Source organism: Falsihalocynthiibacter sp. S25ZX9, from assembly GCF_041205405.1.
In the GTDB taxonomy this organism is placed as follows: Bacteria; Pseudomonadota; Alphaproteobacteria; order Rhodobacterales; family Rhodobacteraceae; genus Falsihalocynthiibacter; species Falsihalocynthiibacter arcticus.
This window is the reverse complement of sequence record NZ_JBGFCD010000221.1, coordinates 1-306: the sequence shown is the minus strand read 5'-3', so window position 1 is coordinate 306 and position 306 is coordinate 1. Positions and strand designations below refer to the sequence as shown.

The 306-nt window shown below is 52.0% G+C and carries 1 protein-coding gene; it reads left to right on the top strand.

Annotated elements, in window-relative coordinates:
- Positions 1-101: 101 nt before the first annotated feature.
- On the top strand, positions 102-281 hold the full coding sequence (locus AB9F29_RS22000) for a zinc-finger domain-containing protein (protein WP_369757261.1): 180 nt from the start codon (positions 102-104) through the stop codon (positions 279-281).
- Positions 282-306: the final 25 nt, after the last annotated feature.

The window sequence follows — 306 nt, the reverse complement described above, 5'->3', positions numbered from 1 at the left end:
CATCCCGCATCGGTTTTCGATCTTGCCCCGAGGGTGTGGATCGCTATCATGCAGCAGACTTAAGCCCGAAGACCGTCTTCGACAAGCTAAACGGAGCCATCATGACCATAGAAGCCCCTGAAATCGTTATTGTAGAGCAAAGCCGTGTGGCCTGTGATGGAGGCGAAGGCGCGCTGGGACACCCCAGCGTATGGCTTTTTATCCCCGAAGAAACAGGGTTTGTTGAGTGTGGCTATTGCGACAAAAAGATCATCCTCAAGGGCGGCTCGGCCGACACCTAAATTCTTTGCAGGTAGATTAAAATTC

Excerpts from the sequence above, each read along its gene's own strand:
- AB9F29_RS22000 (WP_369757261.1), top strand. The coding sequence starts at position 102 with ATGACCATAGAAGCCCCTGAAATCGTTATTGTAGAGCAAAGCCGTGTG.